This window comes from Bradyrhizobium arachidis (assembly GCF_024758505.1).
GTDB classification, from domain to species: Bacteria; Pseudomonadota; Alphaproteobacteria; order Rhizobiales; family Xanthobacteraceae; genus Bradyrhizobium; species Bradyrhizobium manausense_C.
Genome location: NZ_CP077970.1, coordinates 1,425,993 through 1,443,090, shown reverse-complemented (window position 1 = coordinate 1,443,090; position 17,098 = coordinate 1,425,993). Strand labels below are relative to the sequence as shown.

The following is a 17,098-nucleotide window of genomic DNA, read 5'->3' as shown; positions in this document are numbered from 1 at the left end:
CGAGGCACACCAGCCACGGGAGCCTCAAAACTTGCATTTGCAAATTTCGCGACCAGCCTCAAACTCGCGCAATTCTGTCTGAGTTCTCGGTCGGAGATAGTTAATCGAGTAGGCCCTTTGCTCCGGCCGTTCGAACTCCGCCAGCGCCGTTCAGAGACTTTTGGGAGTGCCGGCGGTGCGTGAGGCTTGGAGGGATCTACTTTGGCCGGCATCCGGCACTATGAAGTTCGTTCCCGCGGATCATTCCCTCTACCGCCCCGGCGCGGTCATTCATGATTCTCCTGCGGGACCAACAGCAAGCCCGCCTAAGCGCTTGGGCGGACTTGCTCAAACATTTGGACCCGACTTGGCAGGAATTCGATCGTGACAGGACGCTCGCCGCGGTGGTACAGGAGGCCTACGTCCAAGGCGCCTTCTCGGCCATGCGCCGCAGGCGAACGCCGAGGCCCTCAAATCGGCCGACAGACGTGCAGCCGTTCCGCGCGGCTGGATCCTCGAATTGTGGGTCTTGAAGCAGCACTCATCTGGCGGGCGGCCAGGTCATCGACGCGAGCCCATTCAAAACGATCCCAAGACGCCGCTGAGAACGATCACGGCAGCCAGCGCCAAGAGCGAACTGACGACGCCGACCATGACGATTCCCATATAACTCTCGCGGTGCGACAATCCGCAGATCGAGAGCAGGCTCACCACCGCCCCATTATGCGGCAGGAGGTCGAGCGAGCCCGAGCCAATCACCGCAACGCGATGCATGAGAGCAGGGTCCACGCCTGTCCGCGAAGCGATTTCCATATAGGTCTGAGCGAGCGCATCGAGCGCGATGGTCAAGCCGCCGGAGGCTGAACCGGTCAAAGCGGCTAGTATATTGGTGGCAACAGCGAGCGACACCAGCGGACCGCCTCCAATCGAAAGCACCCAGTCTCGCACCGTCGCGAAGGAGGGCAGAGAGGCGATCACCGCACCAAAGCCGACGAGGCTTGCGACACTTAGCACCGGCAGGACCGATGCGTTGGCGCCGGCGTCCATGGTCTGCCGTAACGCCGGCAGCCGCCTATGATTGCACAGGATGGCTGTCGCGATCGCCGCAGCGAGCGCGACCGTTACCGACCACACACCGGCCACCTTCGAAATCGATGTGCCGCCCCAGCGTTCCTCCCCCAGGAACGCGAGATCAAGCCGCGGCAGCACGACGAGCGACATCACGAGATTGACGGCCACGACGACGATCAGCGGCAGGATGGCATTGAGGGCTGGCGCCGGGCCCTTGCTAAGCTGTCCATGCCGAATCTCGGCGGGATCGAATTCGCGAGCCGTTGTGGCGCGTTCGCGCAATAGTTCATCGACCACGGCGTGTTCAGCCGCGTCGTGCGGCGCCTCACCAAATCCCTCGCCGGCCCGCCTTGCCGCTGCCTCTGCCCTTTGAAGCCACCACAATCCTATGCCCAGCATGATGATGGATGCAATGATACCGAGCCCGGGCGCTGCGAACGGCGTTGTGCCGAAAAACGGCATTGGGATCGCATTCTGTATGGATGGAGTCCCAGGCATGGCCGACATGGTGAAGGTCGATGTACCCAGAACGATCGCAGCAGGTATCAAGCGGCGGGGAATCGACGCCGCACGGAACAGCGATTGCGCCATGGGGACGATGACAAAAAACGCCACGAACAAGCTCACGCCGCCATAGGTGACCAGCGCGCCCGCCAGCACGACCGCCGCCATTACGCGGTGCTTGCCCAGGCATCGGGCGATAAAGGCGGCCACGGACGAGACCGCGCCACTATCGTCCATTAACTTGCCGAAGACAGCGCCGAGCAGGAAAATTGGAAAAAACTGCGCCAAGAATCCGGCGGCGCTGGTCATAAAGACCTGCGTCCAGTTGGCCAACAGCGGCTCTCCACTGAACAGCGCCGCAACCAGCGCGGCAGTCGGCGCCAGCAACAGAACACTCCAGCCGCGGAAAGCGAACAGAACAAGCAGGCCGAGTCCTACGAGAATGCCAAGGAATCCCATCATTCAGCACTCGCCCAGCAAGACATCGAGGTCAGCGGTGGAGCGCTCGCCCAGACCTGCTCCGTGATTCTCGAGGAATTCGCTCGCCGCGCGCCGTCCTTCCTCTCGCAGCATCGACACGAACTTCCATTCCGCATTGAGCTTGGACGACGCACCGAGCTGAGCCAGCATGTCGCTCTCGATCCGGTGGGTGCGCATCTGGGCCCAACGCGCCCCCTCGCCATGTCCTGGATCGACCGCCTGGCGCAACAGCGCGATCATGCGTAATTCCTTCATGAGCGGCGAGTTGAAGGAAATTTCGTTGAGCCGATTGAGAATGTCTGGTGCCGAGCGCGGCGCGTCAAGCCGCTCCGTCGGATTGATCTGCACCAGGATGGTATCGTGTGCGTCGCTTTCGCGAACGAGCGGCGTAATGGTCGGGTTGCCGGCGAAGCCACCGTCCCAATAGGGCTCACCATCGATCTCGATCGCCGGGAACATGGTGGGGAGGCAAGCCGAGGCGAGCAGAACGTCGGCTGTGATCTCCGCGTTGCGAAAAATGCGTCCACGGCCAGTTCGTACCCGCGTTGCGGTTATGAACAATTTGATCGGCGAACGGACAAGGCGTTCGAAATCGACGCTCTCCGCCAGAACCTTGCTCAGCGGATTATAGCCGAGCGGATTGAGATCATAGGGCGAGAGCAGGCGTGACATTAGGTCCGCAAAGACGTAGGCGGGCGATGTGTCGAGCGTCCAACGGCCCAACAACCTGTCGAGCGGCGAACGCTGCAGGGGACTAAACGCCGCGGCGCGCGCTACGCGTCGCCAGTATCGGTCGAGCGCCTCGCGGGCACCTTGAGCTCCGTCCGCCGCCCACCCGTCGGCCAGAACTGCGGCATTCATAGCGCCTGCGGAGGTCCCGGAGATCGCTGCGATCTCAAGCCACCTCTCTTCGAGGAGACGGTCAAGGACGCCCCAAGCGAACGCGCCGTGCGAGCCCCCGCCCTGCAGCGCAAGATCGATCAATACGGCATCTCGGTCCATGGCGTTCACGCTCTCGAAGTTAGCTAGAGTTGGAGCAGAAATATCGTCGGCTCCGAAAAATCGACGGTGAGCAGGAACTACTGGCTCTGTTTCGATCTATCGGCTGATTGAAGCGCTCGGGTCGAAAGGCGCCAAGCACCTCACATGATCCGTCCCTTGCAATTGTCCCCGCGAGTACTGGCGCTACATATGGTGCAAGCGTGATACCTGCATGCGTAACGGCAACGACTATCCGTTCTTGACCAGGTAGTCGCCCGACGATCGGGGGGCCATCTTTGGGAGCGGGCCCGCTTCCTCTCCGCGCGGCAATGGCCTCTCACAGGACGGCTCTTCGAGCTCGCCCCATATTAGGGAGCCATTCTCTCTGGCACCCTTGATCTCTCTAGACCAGAGTCGCAGAAACCCGTGGGATCGTCGGCGTTGCCGACGATGAGAGGGGCCGCTGCCAATAACGGATTGTGGTTGATGTTCCATTCGGAACACCCGCAGGCGAGGCTTGATCTGTGTGAGGTTCATCGACCAGTCAGTGACCTGCGTCTTTGATCGGATCAACTACTAACGTTGGTGGTCGACGAAAATTGTTGCATCTCGGTAATTACGAGCTGGGAATAAGCGAGCTTCAGCGCCGTGTACGGCGGGATGTCAATTCCGGCGTGCGTCGTCAACACACAACGGTGCGGCGTCTCCACGCAGACACCGAATGGAATAGGCTTAGCGATTTTCTCGCCGAACTAGGCCGCCAGTTGCTCGGCCTTCATTGGTGTCTCCTGTTTTGGCACGGAGAAGATTATGATGGAGCCATGCAAGCCGGAATCGCGAAAATTCCGGCAATTTCCGCAGGATTCCGTGTTCTCAATGATCTCAGGTTGTAAAATTCAGCCCGGCGAAGGCCGAAAAACGTGACACTCTGAATGTGTCCTTTGACACTCCTATGAGTCCCACGACAGACAAGCAGCACAACAGGATCACGGACCAAGTGCGCTGTCCCAGTACAAGTAGTCGAGCCCAATTGTCGTCCAGATAATCGGGCAGTAGCAGCCGGCCGTTACGGTGCACCGGTGTCTGCTCCCTCAATGCGGACCCAACCTAAACTGGCCCGAAAGAACATTATTGTGCAGGAAGAACTATATTGTCTCCAGACAGATGTCAGGGATTTCGCATCTCCGTGAAAATATCAGACCGGAGCAAGTCGGGACGCCGGACGTCAAGACGAGTGACTTGTCGGCCTATTGCATGGCACAAAGCATGCGCTCCCCGGCATACCCCGTACCCTTCCACGGCAGGAGCCCCCGCATGCTGAGCGCTGGTCGTCGCTTGCTTCGTGCGAATGCGCGCGCGCAGAATCACGTCGCCGCGAATTTCGCTGTAGTTGTGCAGATTCAAACGAATGCTAGCCGGGGCTCGGCAGGAACAGCATCGTCTTCACACGTTACAAATGCAGAGTCAGGGTTGCGAGCTTCTTCTGGCCAACCAATCCTGGTAGGTGGCTTTTTCTGGTAGGTACCCCGCGGGTCTCTTGGAGGATAGGATCCGCCGATGTAACGACCCAGCTGCGTGGGGTAAGAGAAAAAATGACTGAAAGGCGCGTGCTTTGGTTCGGTTTCGGTCTCGTCCTCTGCTTTGGTCTATGGCTCGTTTTGGCGGGTAGGCTGGCCGGCAGCAACAATGACGTTCGTGCCGATGACAGCGCCGTTATCGACAAAGTTAAATCAACTTGGCGGGCGCAGGATGGTGATACAGCGGAGCAAATCTTCGCCAAAGTCTCGACGGTAACACACTTCGTTCCCAGGGGATGGGAACTTGGCCGAAAGACCGACACAGGTGATCCGGTTGTCTTTTCATGGGCCAAACACCGGGCTGATAAAACAGAGGACGACAATACAGTCACCTGGGAGGTGGCACCCGATGGCACAGTGACGGTTGTGACGCCGTATGCAAAACCGATTGAACTAGGCTGGCGGGCGTTCGCACTCTCGCTTATTGCTGACGAAAACGCAAACAACGAAAGGGGCGTGAACCGCCGCTTTTTACATGATCCCGCTAATTTCAACTTCGTGACGACAGCGCAAGGCAAGCTGGGCGATCTTCTGCGGCGTGGCCGTTGCAGTATCGGCGATCCTGTTGGAGTGCACTACTTGCCGAAGCTAGACGATCAACCGCCCGCCAAGGGCAGCCTGTGGCGCGTGGAGCTTTCGGTCGACTGCGCCGTTTCAGGGCCTAGTTATTTTACCCGCGACGTCATCATTTTTGAGAAGCGCGAAGGCCAAGATTGGGAGCCGCAATCGTTCTTGGCAAAGCGTATCGAGACCTATGCCCCGGGCTCCTGGTTTGATCTTGCAGACCCGAAAGATCAGGAAGCGTTCGAGGCGGCTCGGAAAGCGTTGGCAAGATGAACGCAGAAAGCAAACTCGCGGTGCGGGGCCCGATCATGAATGGTGCGGGGCCTGATCATGATTAGCGAAGACGAATAGACTCGCGATAGTCTGATGCGTGCCATCGCATGCGCAGAGAGACGCAATCGATACAGAACGCCATGCCGATGCCATTTTTGGGCACGATGCCGTCTGCGGCGCGCAGGCTGGGGGTCGTCGCCTCGATCTTCATGATCAGCATTGGATTTTGGTGGCTTCGCCGGGCGGAAGCGACGGCCCGCAGATTGGATTCGGCGCCGAGTTCCGGCACGGCCGCCACATCGAAGCTCCCGCCCCTATCTTCAGCACCATTCTGCAGCTGATCGTGGTCGTCGCCTCGCGATGTCACTCCTTGTGCTGCCGCGGCTTGTTTTCTCTTTCTTAGGAAAGAACGCTGGGGCAACACGTCGCTATCGGCCGAGACCGTGTGTGATCAGTGGCGCTTGCACTCAGCGCAGCGATTACGACCGCCATCCTCTTCAACCGCGCGCGGCTGACGGCGCTGCGGCAGACCATGGACGCGGGAGCCAATGCGTCCGTTTAGCCGGCGTTGCCGCGCTGCCGGCCTTCGAAACAATGCGAGACCGGGTGCCGGCGATCGAAGGCGGCCCTGGTTTCGCTCGCTGTCGCCACGAACATTCTTGTCGCACTGACTGGCTCAGCCTCCGGCGGCTTGACGATCGCGCTCGACGCGCTTAGCCACACCTGTATGGTCATCGAGTCGCGGATGGGCATCGACCCCGCTCTCATGCATCGCGTCGCGGTGATCGGCTTGGGCACGCTCGACGTCCTGCGCACAACGGCGCGGTGGTAAGCCTGCTTTCAATCTGCGGGATGGCCCACAGCAGAGCTATCGGGATCTCGTCCTGGCGGGCATCGTCACCGAGCTTCTGGGTGTTGTCGCCGTGATCGTGCTGGCCGGTCTCCTCGGAGCGTTCGAATCGGCGCGCGCGGCGATTTGAGATCGGAGAATGAGCATTACTTTCACAATGTTGGTGGTAGCAGCGAACCCCGTAATCGGGCTACAGGGATTGATCACGCGGAATAGGGTCCGGATCAAATCTTGGTCGGTATTGACACTCTAGAATTGCACATTGATCGAAGCCTGGTTTAGTCGGTCCGCCACGGATATACTGGTCGGCACGCGAACGGCTGCTGCATTTTAGCGCGTGCTTCAAGTTTTCCAGGGGCGCACGCAATCTGTTTGATCGTTGAGATATTTCAGCATCATATTGCACGCGTGCTCGGCTTCAGCGAGGCTTTGGAAGGGCGAGCCGAGAACCCTGATCGCGCAACGGCGCTGGTCAAACGGGCGCCATGACGCGACGTAGCCGAGCCTTCCGCGAAAGCCGGCACCGGTGGGAGTCTCAAAACTGATCACGAACGAATAGCCGTCGCCGTTTGCGCTCCATATCTCCATGTCTTCGACGGCACGATGGAATTGCAGGCGCATCAGGGTCCGTTCGCGGGACGATCGGGCGGTCATCTCCCCCTCGCCGCTCCAAGATTTAACTTGAGGTGCCTGCCGCCGAGTTCCTCGCAGCGGGATCTGGCGCTGGGGAAGCCGTTCAGCCAGCACGGAAGCCGAATTGTGATAACTCCAGCGCATCGCTTAGTCATGCAACCGGGCTCATCTCGCTTAGCAAGGAGCCTCGAGCGCGGGGTCCCGTGCGTCCGTTTTACATCTCGCCCGGTTTCTGGCCCCTCCAAAACCGATACAGCAACGCCCGTCCGAAGTCTCGCGCCGGAATTTCGCACGCGGGCCAATTGCGGGTCGCTCGCGAAAGCGAGATGACTTTGGCCAAGTCCTGATCGGTTCAGCCCGCGGGATCTCAGCCTCGGAGTCCTTCCGCCCTTCGCGGCCGCCCTTGAGGTATTCGACCCTCAGTTTGTCATCATCGACCGTGATCACGGCGTCGGTATTGTCCTGAGGGACGTGCAGGGCAATCCGTTTCATATTGCGCTTCGGCATTGGCAGCATTTTCCTTCGATCTGACGGCATCATCATGCACACGAAGGGCCGTTCCCCCAGCTACGGGAAATGGTGGGTCGAACAATCTTGACGCATGGATCCTAAATCGCCATTGGGAGCGCAGTTGAAAGAAACACGCGGCCTCTAAGACGCCGCATTCTCAGTGATAAGCAGGATTTGAAGGCGTGAGCGTATGGCAGCGCAATCAGAGGCGAGAGGAGGATTTCGATGTTCGAGGCTAAAAACTACCGCGTGTGTTGCCACCACTTCGTCACGCCGACCGACCGCGTTGTCTATCCGGCGCAGGAGCCCCTACTGACCTACTCTGAGGCCCTCCGGCACGTGCAGGCCGAGCAGGCCAAGGGCCACATGGTGGCCTGGGTCATCGACCGCGCCGGAGCAAGCGCGACCGAATGAGAAGGTGGTTCGAAGGCATTCGTCCGACGTTGATTGACCGCTAGCCACGGTGCGCCGCTTGTCGACATCACGTTTCATCCATTCGGTTCCGATCGGGGACGCTGAAGGTGTCGAAGCTTTAGCGATCCACAAGAGAAACCGAATGGACATCCATGAGAATGCTCGGCTTACGCCGCGAGGTCGGAGCGCATTGTTCGGCTGGTGCAGAGCGGGCAGGCGCCGGAGGCCGCCGCACGAGTCGCAGGCGTCTGCCCGCGGACCGCTCGAAAAGTGGATTGATCGGTAGCGTAAGAGGACTGAGAGATCGATCGCCAGGGAGGTCGGGGTGGTCGGCGGCGACGGTGAGCCGGGAGCTGCATCGCCTCGGCCTCAATGAGCTCAAGGCACTGGAACCGGCCGCTCCGGTGCGCCGCTACGAGCATTCCGGCGAGCTCATCCAGATCGATATTAAGAAACTCGGCAGGTCGTGAGGCCCGGCCACCGCATCATTCGGGATCACCAGAAAGGCGAAAGCCGCGGCGCCCGAGTTCGTCCATGCCGCGATCGACGACGCCTCGCGCCTACCGTTCTCCCAGATCCGGCGTTATACGAATTTGTTGCTCAAGGTAGAGCAAGAGGAATCGGCCTTGGCTTCCAGGGAAAACCTACGTTTTCCAAGGGGCCAAACTCACGGCGGTTTCGAGGCGATTGCTTCCCGCGATATCGGATCGCAAGCGCCCACACAGGGCGCTTTTCGCGTTAGGCCGGGTGAGGCTCGTCAGCTGCGTACAATTAAGTTTGAAACTAGCGCCGCGTGGTAGGGACAGCGCTCCCCATCGTGTGTGGGCCCGCGGACCGCCGAGTCACGTCGCCGCTAACTTCACCTGATCGTCTGACACTAGGCACGCAATCGATCTTCCTGAATCAAGGCTCTCGCTCATGCAGGCTTGCGAAAACTTTTCAAACACATTGTTAGCTTAGCACAGCGACGCTCAAAGCTGAGTATGCGTGCGGTACACTCTCGAGCTTTTCAAGATGGGCAGGCAATACTTCACAACGAGACAGCATGCGAGTGAAGGTAGCTGATTACGCAATGACGTTAATTGGCTAAGCGATTGGCCTTGTGGTCACGTTTTCACGCCATCCACCTTCGATCGTAAAGCGCGCGCAGCTTACGACCGGTCGCCAGCTGACCGTGAGAAAGTCCGTCGCCCAGGTCTCATTCGATCGTGTGGCCGCCAGCCCGCTGCTGAATCCCCTAGGCTGGGAGGAGCAACTGACGATGAGGACCTCGAAGTTTTCGGACGCCCATAGGCGTTCACCCTGAAGCAGGGCAGTGACGAGGTCGCGGTGCCGAAGATCTGCGGTAAGGCCGGTGTTGGCCAGGTGACCTACTTCAATTAGAAGAAGTATGACGGTCTGTGGCCGACCGAGATGCGTCGGCTGAAGAAACTCGAGGAGGAGAGCGGCAAGCTGAAGACAAAAAATGGTCCAGTTTGCCGGTCTCAGATCACTTCCGGCCGGGAGGAGATACACAGCGGCAGGTCAGGGCCAGCTAAAGTTGGCGATGGTGATGCTGATGGCAGATGCTATGTCCGTTAGCCCGCATTTCTGATGATGTGACGGGATTATAAACCACACCATAGGATCGAGCCCGACGCTCGCTTCGAGCTAGCGGTTTACGGTCGTAACCGGGTCGACCTTCGGCTCAAGGAGCGGGCCGCGGGACACGCGATTAGTGCCGTGGAGAAAGACGGTGATCAGGAGCGCTCCGTGAGCCCCGCGCGGGGAGGGATATTAGGTCGCGACAAGATCGCTGAGCATGTAGGTCGCGCCTTTGCCGTAGGATGCGAGCTTTGCGCTCAATTCCGCATTCGTCGTGACGGGCCGAAAGCCGAAACGTTCCCATAGCGGCCGTGTGGCGTAGATCGAGACGAGCGCGAGAGCCGAAACGCCTGACGAGCGCGCGAGTTTCTCGATCGTCGCGACATAGTCGCGTGCCACACCACCGCGTGCATGGGGCAACACCGCGATGTCGTGCACGTACAGGCAGTCCGCATCGTCGGGCAATCGTTCGAGCAAGGTGTCGAGCGGCGGGATCCAATGCTGCTTCCAGGGATGAGCGAGCCCGTAGCCGACGATCGCTTCGTCCGCGGCGAGCACGCGGCAGCCATCGGAACAAAGCAGAATCTTTTCCGCGAACACCTCGGGGCGCTCGAACAGATCAGGATGGATGCGCGCCGCGATCGCGCTGATCGCAGCAAGGTCCGACGCGCGCGCGGGACGCCAATTTGGCTTGCTCATATCGGTCCGTTGCTCAGTCTGATGCATTCCAGTTTATTCCGTCTCGACGATGCACGCAGTGAAAACTATCTTTGCCGCCGTCTCAGCCCCTCGACCGCCAATCGTGATTTAGCCTAAGTATCGTCCGGCGCTGCGCTGCTGGGCAGACTGGTTTTATTCGCCGCAGGCGGCGGAAACTTCAGGGTCGGAGCGGTCGCGATACCCGCGCACCCAATGCATAGTCCAATAGCGACATGGCGCTGCTTCGGCCGTTCCCTTATCGCGCTGAAGCAAGTCGCTGTAAATGCGGACGGTCGGCACGAAACTTGAGTCCTCTCTTCGCGCCGTGGCAGCCACCTGCCAATCTTGTTACTAGCCCCAGGTTGTCAGTCGGCACTGGAATGGGACCCCCATCGGCGTCCAAAAGGGTCCCTTTGATCAGCGTGCTCTGCTTGTAGCGCTCGCGTCGTCGGAGCTGGTCGTGGTTGCGGAGACGGCGCGAGCGCGGATGGCAAGACAATCGCCTAGGGGGATTGGATAATCGACGTCGTTGGCGGCTTCAGTGTGATTGGGTTGAAGCTGGGTCATAGTCCTTATATGGACGCCTCAGGCGCGCGGTGGCTTTGTCGTCGACCGGGTCTTTGCCATTGGCAACCAGGGCCAAAAGCCGCTTGGCCTCCTTGCGTGCAAGGTCTGGTGTCCAAGGGCACCGTGAGGACCGATGGTGACGAAGCGCTGCCGACCGAACACTCGGTACTTGAGAACGTATGTCGCTTTGTCGCGTTGACGTTTACGGCGGGAAACGGCACGCCTTGATCATCCGTATGGGGCAATACCGGATACGGTTGATGACGAAGACCAAAGGCATGTCTAAAGTCTGGACGTATACGCGTCGTACGATGCTGTTGGGCAGTAGCTTCTTGGGTAGCGCGTTGTTCGGGGGCGTTACGGTGCCTACACCCAATCGGCCGCAGCGCAAGGTTGCCATGGTGTTGAAGGCGGCCGACTCTCCCTTCGTCGTTGGGTGCACACAAGACGGCATTACCTCGTTGCGTTATCGTAACGATACGTATGACACGGATTATGTCCTGCCTGGAGCCGTGCTGGGGACGGCTCACGCTAGAGTTCGGCGTGCCGGATCCGAGTGGCATACGCTTCGAACCGGCGTTGATGCAACGAAGCCGATGCATAGCGCGGCCCTTGAACTAGCAGCCCGCGATGCCGGCGTCCTTCTCACGACCTGCCTCGCAGTCGACAAGGCTGGATTGACGTGGGAGATCATGCTGCGGAACGACGGCATGGCGAGCGCGGAGGTTGGCGACCTCTATTTGCCCATGCCGATGAACACCGAATTTCCGGCAGGGCAACCGGTGTCGATGGCTGTTTTGAAGCACAGCTTCGTCTCGGGGCATGGATCGCACATCTTCTGGATTCGCGGCAACAGCACCGGTCCCTTCCTCATGCTCTTACCGGAAGCGGACACGTCACTGGAATATTGGGATGTCCACAAGGATTCGGCCGAAGCCAGCGGGACGTGGTGCGCCTACATCTTGGGCGGGGCGGCCGCCGGCGAGGCAGTAGCGGGCGGGACTCGCTGGCGACAGCCGACCCATTCCCTGTCCCTGTCGCCGGCCGAGGAACGGCGTTACCGTCTCCGCTTCCAGTGGGTTGCCGATTATGAGGCGGCGCGCAGGGCTATCGCGGACGCCGGTCTGGTGGACGTGGAAGTAATGCCGGGCATGACGGTTCCCAACGACCTGCATGTCGACATCGCGCTCGCGTCCTCCATTCCGGTGGAGCGAATCGAAGCGGAATTTACCGGCGACACGGTGGTGCAACGGTTGCCGGATCGGGCTGGCAGGCGACTATGGCGGGTCCGGTTTTCGCGATTGGGCGAGAACCGGCTGACCCTGCACCAGCCGGGTGCGCGCCAGACCTTTCTTGAATTCTTCGCTACCGAGCCCGTCGAGACGATGATGAAGAAGCGCGCAACCTTTATCGTGAAGCGGCAGCATCGTGACCCGTCCAAATGGTACGACGGTTTGTTTGGCGAGTGGAACATGGAGACGCAGGTCCTGCTTGGCCCGGACAATTACGACCGGATCAAGGGCTGGCGCATCTACGAGGTGACGTGCGACGATCCCGGGCTGAGCAAGCCCGCTTACCTCGCGACCAAGAATGCCGAGCATCCTGATGCGGCGGAAGTGGCGGCGCTGGACCGGTATATCGATACGTTCGTCTGGGGCGGGCTGCAACGTACCACACAGGAGGCATACGCCTACGGCCTCTACGGCATACCCGATTGGAAGCAGAACCGGGAAAGCAGCGATCCCGGCCCAAATGGCCGCCTGCATATCTGGCGGCCTTATGACTATCCGCACATCTTCGCGATGTATTTGGCCATGCACCGCATCGCGCGTGACCATCCCGCGATACCCACCCGCCAGAGCGCACGAGATTATTTGGTACGCGCCTACGGTACGGCGCTGGCCATGTTCACGGTGCCAATGCACGTGGTGATGTGGTCTGCCTACCGCACCGGCTTCTACAACGAATGTGTGATCCCCGAACTGGTTTCGGCGCTCACGACGGCGGGCTTGATGCGCGAGGCGGCGACGTTGGAGGCGCACTGGGCGCGTAAGGTGCGCGCCTTCGTCGATCCGAAGGCGGACCTGTTCGGGTCGGAATATCCGTTCGATTCCACAGGCTTCGAATCAACGCAGGCACTGGCGCGCTCGGCCCTTGACGACCCTGTCGCCATGGGGGTTTCGAAGGCGGCAGCCCGTGCCTTCGCGGAGCGTCAGATCGCTGCAAACCTGTTCTGCCGTGGCTGGCTGGAACCTGCTTATTACTACCTGGGCAGCGATTATCGCGGGACTGCGGGCGACGCCTATACGCTGACCTACATGGCGCAGATGGGCGGCTGGGCGCTGCTTGATCATGCGCTGAACGATGCAGACGACCCGCATCCGCTCCTTCGTCTCGGCTATGCGTCACAACTCAGCGCGTGGGCTTTGCTGAACAGCGGCCCTGCGTCGGCCGGTCATGGCTATTGGTATCCGGGCAAGGAGAATGACGGCGCGGCCGGTGGCGGCTTCGAGCCGGCGCCGAGCGGGACCACATGGCTCGGTCAGCCGCATCACCGTGGAACGTGGTATTACTCGTGCGAGATCGACCTGGGATTTTGTGGGGCGGTCCGCGCTGCTGCGACGATCGTTGCCGACGATCCCATCTTTGGGCAGGTTTGTCACGGTGGCATCATGGAGACGTTCGCTCACACCCTGCGTATCTGGCCACGTGATGGCGTGCGGCGACGGCTCAACGTGCGGCTCCAGTCTCTCCGATTGGACTTGGTGCTGCTTGACGCCCGATTCCGGGCGGATGGACCGATCATTCTGAATTTGGGGGAAGGGTGGATCAGCCTTACGCCTGAGCCCTTTGCCCCATCTGCATCGGGAGTGACGTTCGAATTGCGGTACGATGACGGGAGGAAGCGCAAAGAAGTCGTCGACATCACGGACAGCCAGATCGTCGTCCGCTTGCCTGCGGCGCGCTTACCGCGGGTTCAGGTTCGCTAATGTTGCCGATTATCGGGTGCGATCGGCTCAGCACTTATGGCCTGCTGTTCCACGCGGCTTTCCGAGGCGATGACAATCATCGCCGCAAATCCCGAGCATCTCGGCGCACGTATCCGCATCACCGCGGTGCTGCATACCTCGGGTTCGGCGGTGACCCACCATCCGCACATCCACATGATCGTGCCGGGTGGCATCGGCGGCAAATTCAATAATCGTTGAAATATGGAAAAAGTGAATGCCGTGGCCGCCCTCTCCCGGGAGAATCGCCTCTAGACTGTCAATCGGCACTGGAATGGGACCCCCATCGGCGTCCAAAAGGGTCCCTTTGATCAGCGTGCTCTGCTGGTAGCGCTCGCGTCGTCGGAGCTGGTCGGAGTTGCGGAGACGGCGCGAGCGCGGGTTGTTTGATCGTCGTCACGGCAAAGCGCCAGCTGTCATTGCCGGTCTCGACGATGTCGCAGTGATGGATCAGGCGGTCGAGCAGCGCGGTCGTCATTTTGGCATCGCCGAACACGCTCGGCCATTCGCCGAAGGCAAGATTGGTGGTGACGATGACGGAGGTGCGCTCATAGAGCCGGCTGATGAGGTGGAACAGAAGCTGTCCACCGGACTGGGCAAAGGGCAGATAGCCAAGTTCGTCCAGGACGATGAAGTCCATCCGGGTTAAATGTTCGGCGAGCCGGCCCTGCCGTCCGCTGCGGGTCTCGGCCTCGAGCCGATTGACGAGGTCGACGACGTTGTAAGATCGTCCCCGGGCGCCGCCGCGGATGCAGCTTCTCGCGATGGCGATGACAGATGGGTCTTGCCGGTCCCGGTACCGCTGACCAGCACGACGTTGCGTTGTTGGGCGATGAAGCCGCCGCCGGTGAGATCGTTGACGAGTGTCTGGTTGATCGACGTGCCGTCGAACTGGAAGTCGGCGATATCCTTGGCAAGTGGCAGCTTGGCGATGGTGAGCTGGTATTTGATCGATCGACCCTCGTCTATTCGGAGCATTCATCGAGCACTTAGGCCGATGCGGGTATCTACGAGTCTTGCCATCCGTCCGCCGACGAGAAGTGCTTTCAAGGACGAGGCTGGTGAAGGAGCTTGCACCCCGCTCGTTCGGTATCCCGGAGGCAATTTCGTGTCCGGATACAATTGGGAAAACGTCGTCGGGCCGGTGGAGACGAGGCCGGCGGCCTCGGTCTCGCGTGGTTCAGTACGGAGCCGAACAGCTTCGGCACCACTGAATTCATGGACTGGTGCAGTGCCGCCAATGTCGCGCCGATGATGGCTGTCAATCTCGGGACCCGGGGCGGCGATGCCGCTCGCAATTCGCGGTCGTCATTCGCGCGACCAGGTTAACCACTTCCGAATGATGTTGGCACCAATATCGGCGCCGACATCGATGGTCACTGCCAAAGCTTCAGAATGGTGTCGAAGAGACCTAGAGCTTGGCTGGAGGTGTGATCTTTTCAATCGAATCTATAGGACGCTTGAAAGAACGTGCCCCAGCGTTCCATACTGAACTTCGCAAATCCAGTCCCACCGATGATTCTCGGGCCGACACAGCCTGTGCATGTGTCTTCGCTGTCCTTTTTTGTCCACATGGCCCAATAGCGCCCGCCGACACCGACGCTGAAGTTGTTGGTGATGAGATAGGACAACACGCCTTCGAGCTGGACACCGCCGCCACCACTGCCGCGTTGTTCAATGAAGGTGGTCGTCGGGCGAAAGAGATGATTGTCACGCCCCTTGAAATCGGTCCAAGGCAGGTAGGCGACATCGGTGTTTAAGCGCCAGCGCTCGGTCAGCATGGTTTCGGCGCTTAGGCCGACACGAGCTGCATTCCACTGAGAATTCTGGCTGCCAACGACAGTGTCTGGCTTCGCCGGGCATGTATGGAGGGGGTTGGCAATCTGCACGCATCCGATCGAGTCGGAGCTCTGCTCGTAGTAGGTCCAGCCGATAAAGCCCCCGACCTTGTAGTTGGCGCCGCGCAGGAAATCGTAACCTACGTCGGCCGTGTAATAGGTGAACCTCCCGTTTGCCTGTCCTGATATCGTGTTGATATAGGAGAGGCCGCCATCGACAAGGCCCCAATCTTCATCGTTCATGTGTCCTTTGTCGAAGCGCCCAAGGCCAATGTTGCCCTTCAGGAACACTCCCCACGGGCTGTTAACACGGCCAAACAGCTCTCCGGACAGTCCGTCAAGCCCGTAATAGGTGAGCCTCGACAGGAGCGTGCTGGGGGCTTCAAGGCCGCCATAGGGCACTGCGCTGTGGTCCCATTGGAATCGTCCCCGGCTGAGCCAGAGCCGCGATCCGCCTTCGAACGACCAACCGGCCGTGTAAGCAATCGGCGGCGCACCGCCCGGAGCTTTCGCGTACAGCGGCGCATCCGACCAATGCGCCGCCCACGGGTCGGCGCCAAAATGGTAGTTCAGGGCGATCTTTCCGACGTGATAGTTGCTGGACAGGCTGGTTGTGTTCGCCGGAAGAAGCGCGAACGGCGGAAGCTGCACCGTCGAAGGCGTTGCGACATTCGGCCCGCCGAAATGCAGATAGTCATATTCAGCTTTGACCGACCATGCAGGCGAAAGCGCTTGCTCGACGCCCAGCCCTATGATGCCACCGAGGCGACCATAATCGAAATGGGTTTTCTCCGGTGAGAATCCAAACCCGTTATTGTTGAGGACGTCGCCCCGATTGTTTTGCCAAGCCACACCTCCCTTGAGATAGGCCAGCGTGCGGCCCAGCGCGCCAAACGCGTAACCGACGCGGCCAGTCCCGGTGGCAAAGACGTTGGGACCTGCCTTGCAGTTTGCGCTCACGATAAAGCCGGAGGCGGCGAGGCAGGTATTTGTGCCGTCGGAGACAGCACCGCTAGCATCGAGTTCGACACCGAACACCCAGCCATTCTTCTGCCAATTGTAGCCGATCTGTCCACCCGCGAGGAACACTGGGGTATCGACGACACCGCCATAGATTGACGGACCGTAGGGATTGCTGAAGGAGGTTCTGCCGTACCCACCGCCGACGTGCCCGCCAATATAGCCTCCGGACCAGTTCCAAACCACCAGCGGCAGTTTCACTTTTGGCTCAAGGTCTGCCGCATTGGCCGCACCACTTGCGACGAGCGCAATTGTCGTGGCCCCCAAAAGAAGAACTTTAGATCGCATCCAACACTTCCCTGCATTTTCTCGGTGCATAACCGAGCATCCTTAATTATCGCCGCAGTAAACCGTCGGGGCGGACCAGACGCTAACAGCGACGCGCGCCGAGTCCGCCCCGAAGACCATCGCACTGCGATTGGTGATGATGCCGCAAAGAGAGCAAGTCGCGTGCCGAAGTGAATTCGCAGGCTCTGCAGGCACTTCGTCGCGGCATGTAGCGTCACGTTGCTGACGTTGGTCTCAATACCGACAGAAGGCGCAGCC

10 protein-coding genes and 4 pseudogenes are annotated in these 17,098 nt (G+C 60.0%); 7 read left to right on the top strand and 7 right to left on the bottom strand.

The features are described 5' to 3' along the window. Positions 1-558: 558 nt before the first annotated feature. Both KUF59_RS06480 and KUF59_RS06475 read right to left on the bottom strand, forming a co-directional pair. Positions 559-2,013, bottom strand: coding sequence for a GntP family permease (locus KUF59_RS06480; RefSeq protein ID WP_258769958.1), 1,455 nt, complete (start codon positions 2,011-2,013; stop codon positions 559-561). A gap of 3 nt (positions 2,014-2,016) precedes the next feature. Next, positions 2,017-3,036, bottom strand: coding sequence for a patatin-like phospholipase family protein (locus tag KUF59_RS06475; RefSeq protein WP_258768876.1), 1,020 nt, complete (start codon positions 3,034-3,036; stop codon positions 2,017-2,019). Between the two features lie 1,571 nt (positions 3,037-4,607). Between KUF59_RS06475 and KUF59_RS06470 the strand changes: the two genes are divergently transcribed. Further along, the gene (locus KUF59_RS06470; RefSeq protein WP_258768875.1) at positions 4,608-5,429 is read left to right on the top strand and encodes a nodulate formation efficiency C protein; all 822 of its coding nucleotides are present in this window, start codon (positions 4,608-4,610) and stop codon (positions 5,427-5,429) included. A 61-nt stretch (positions 5,430-5,490) separates the two neighbouring features. Here the strand turns inward: KUF59_RS06470 and KUF59_RS44240 are convergent, their stop codons facing one another. Beyond that, positions 5,491-5,727, bottom strand: coding sequence for a hypothetical protein (locus KUF59_RS44240; protein WP_408918070.1), 237 nt, complete (start codon positions 5,725-5,727; stop codon positions 5,491-5,493). Between the two features lie 393 nt (positions 5,728-6,120). On the opposite strand from KUF59_RS44240, the gene KUF59_RS44235 reads away from it, so the two are divergent. Continuing rightward, positions 6,121-6,261, top strand: coding sequence for a hypothetical protein (locus KUF59_RS44235; RefSeq protein ID WP_408918069.1), 141 nt, complete (start codon positions 6,121-6,123; stop codon positions 6,259-6,261). Positions 6,262-6,621: 360 nt separating this feature from the next. On the opposite strand, the gene KUF59_RS06460 is transcribed toward KUF59_RS44235, so the two are convergent. Further along, a complete protein-coding gene (locus KUF59_RS06460; RefSeq protein WP_258768874.1) occupies positions 6,622-6,933 on the bottom strand; it encodes a hypothetical protein in 312 nt (103 codons plus the stop codon). Between the two features lie 714 nt (positions 6,934-7,647). On the opposite strand from KUF59_RS06460, the gene KUF59_RS06455 reads away from it, so the two are divergent. The 3 genes and pseudogenes from KUF59_RS06455 to KUF59_RS06445 all read left to right on the top strand — a co-directional run. Continuing rightward, positions 7,648-7,836, top strand: coding sequence for a hypothetical protein (locus tag KUF59_RS06455; protein ID WP_258768873.1), 189 nt, complete (start codon positions 7,648-7,650; stop codon positions 7,834-7,836). A gap of 295 nt (positions 7,837-8,131) precedes the next feature. Next, positions 8,132-8,468 (top strand): annotated as a pseudogene (locus KUF59_RS44230) (IS481 family transposase); the annotation flags it as partial. Between the two features lie 629 nt (positions 8,469-9,097). After that, a pseudogene (locus KUF59_RS06445) lies at positions 9,098-9,294 on the top strand (IS3 family transposase); the annotation flags it as partial. Positions 9,295-9,612: 318 nt separating this feature from the next. Here the strand turns inward: KUF59_RS06445 and KUF59_RS06440 are convergent. Beyond that, the gene (locus tag KUF59_RS06440; protein ID WP_258768872.1) at positions 9,613-10,119 is read right to left on the bottom strand and encodes a GNAT family N-acetyltransferase; all 507 of its coding nucleotides are present in this window, start codon (positions 10,117-10,119) and stop codon (positions 9,613-9,615) included. Between the two features lie 827 nt (positions 10,120-10,946). On the opposite strand from KUF59_RS06440, the gene KUF59_RS06430 reads away from it, so the two are divergent. Together KUF59_RS06430 and KUF59_RS06425 are read left to right on the top strand one after the other, a co-directional pair. After that, positions 10,947-13,676: a DUF5695 domain-containing protein gene (locus tag KUF59_RS06430; protein WP_258768870.1), complete on the top strand. Its 2,730-nt coding sequence runs from the start codon at positions 10,947-10,949 to the stop codon at positions 13,674-13,676. 81 nt (positions 13,677-13,757) lie between these two features. Further along, positions 13,758-13,868: pseudogene (locus KUF59_RS06425) on the top strand (transposase); the annotation flags it as partial. 229 nt (positions 13,869-14,097) lie between these two features. On the opposite strand, the pseudogene istB reads toward KUF59_RS06425, so the two are convergent. Beyond that, positions 14,098-14,657 (bottom strand): annotated as a pseudogene (istB, locus tag KUF59_RS06420) (IS21-like element helper ATPase IstB); the annotation flags it as partial. 476 nt (positions 14,658-15,133) lie between these two features. After that, complete coding sequence (locus tag KUF59_RS06415) at positions 15,134-16,840, bottom strand: outer membrane beta-barrel protein (protein ID WP_258768869.1); 1,707 nt, start codon at positions 16,838-16,840, stop codon at positions 15,134-15,136. Positions 16,841-17,098 lie beyond the last annotated feature (258 nt).